1 pseudogene is annotated in these 1,657 nt (G+C 70.8%); it reads left to right on the top strand.

The annotated features are described in order from the left end of the window. Positions 1-190 precede the first annotated feature (190 nt). Positions 191-403, top strand: a pseudogene (locus tag JL475_RS38955) (IS6 family transposase); the annotation flags it as partial. Between the last annotated feature and the right edge of the window lie 1,254 nt (positions 404-1,657).

Below are 1,657 nucleotides of genomic sequence, written 5' to 3'. Positions count from 1 at the left end.
GCCAGACACGCCGGAGCACCTCTGCAGATCAACCCGTACGCACCTCTGCACCAGAGCCCGTACGCCGACACCGGAGGATGTGCTGCGGAAGAAGTGGGACGGGACCTGAGGCATTCAGAGAGGCGTTGTCACGTTGGCTGACCGACCTGGGATGATCTTGGAGTTGGTCGTGCCGGGGAGGGGTTCGTTCGTGTCCTCCGTGTCGCCGTCGTACAAGGGCCACCGGTACCCGGTGGAGATCATCTCCCACTGCGTCTGGCGGTACCTCCGCTTCCCGCTCAGCTTCCGCGAGGTCGAGGAGCTGATGCTCGAGCGCGGCGTGCTCGTCTCCCACGAGACCGTCCGCCGCTGGTGCGCGAAGTTCGGGCAGGTCTACGCCGGCGCGCTGCGCCGCCGGCGACCCCGGCCCGGCGACGAGCTGTGCCAGCAGCTGTCCGGGACCTGCGTCGACCGCTATGTGGCCGGCCTGCTGCTGGCCGCGATGGCACCGGCCGCGCTGGAGGTCTCGCTGCAGGCCGCCGAGCAGGCCCAGGCCCGCCGGGGTGAGGTGGACCGGATCTGGCGCCAGCGCCTGGAGCGGGCGGACTATGCCGCGGGCCGGGCCCGGCGCCAGTACCAGCTGGCCGAGCCCGAGAACCGCCTGGTGGTCCGGGAGTTGGAGAAGGACTGGGAGCGTGCGCTGGCCGAGCGGCAGCGCCTGGGCGAGGCATACGACCGCTTCGCCGCAACCCGGCCCCGCCTCCTCGCCGCCGCCGAGCGCGACCGGATCCGGACTCTGGCCGCCGACCTCCCCGCCCTGTGGCGGGCGCCCACCACCACCGACGCGGATCGCAAGCAGCTGATCCGGCACCTGGTCGAGAAGGTCCACCTCACCGTCATCGGCGACAGTGAGCGCGTCACCGTCCAGGTGACCTGGGCCGGCGGGTACCGCACGAGGGGCGAACTCGCCCGTCCGGTCGCCCGCCTGGACCAGCTCAGCTACTATCCCCAACTGGCCGCACGGGCCCGTGCACTGGCTGCGGCCGGGCACTGTGCCCCGGCCATCGCGAAGGTCCTGAACGCCGAGGGCTTCCGCCCGCCCAAGCGCCGCGAAGACTTCGGCACCCAGGGCGTGCGCAGGCTGCTGCAGGAGCTGGGCTGCGTCAGCCGGCAGGAACAGGCCCTCCGCCGGGATGCACCCTCACTCGGCCCGCACCAGTGGTGGCTGACCGATCTCGCCCGCGAGATCGGCGTGCCCCGCGTGACCCTCTTCGGGTGGATCAAGCGAGGCTGGGTCACCGCCCACCAGCAACACGATTCCCGCCGGTCCTGGGTCGTCCAGGCCGGCCCCGCAGAGGTCGAACGGCTCCGCCGACTCCACCGGCAGTCCCGCGGCCACGGCCCACGGCAGGCCTGGCTCGACCACCAGCAGGCGGCGATAATCCCGGATGAGGAAGGAACCCGAGACGATGATGCCGAACCGCAGCTATGACAGCACTGCGGCTTGCTCGTCTCTCGACCGCGTGCCGCTGCTTGTAGTCGTCCTTGTCGAACTTCGGCGGCCGCCCGCCACGCGATCCGCGCTTGATGCGGTTGCGGACCCTGAAGTTCCACCCTCAGCCTGGACAGCCTGATACTGGGACGACAGGTTCCGGAGGAAGCAGATCCAGGTAGTGAG

This window comes from Streptomyces sp. M2CJ-2 (assembly GCF_016757295.1).
GTDB lineage: Bacteria > Actinomycetota > Actinomycetes > Streptomycetales > Streptomycetaceae > Streptomyces.
This window is presented reverse-complemented; position numbering and strand designations above follow the sequence as displayed.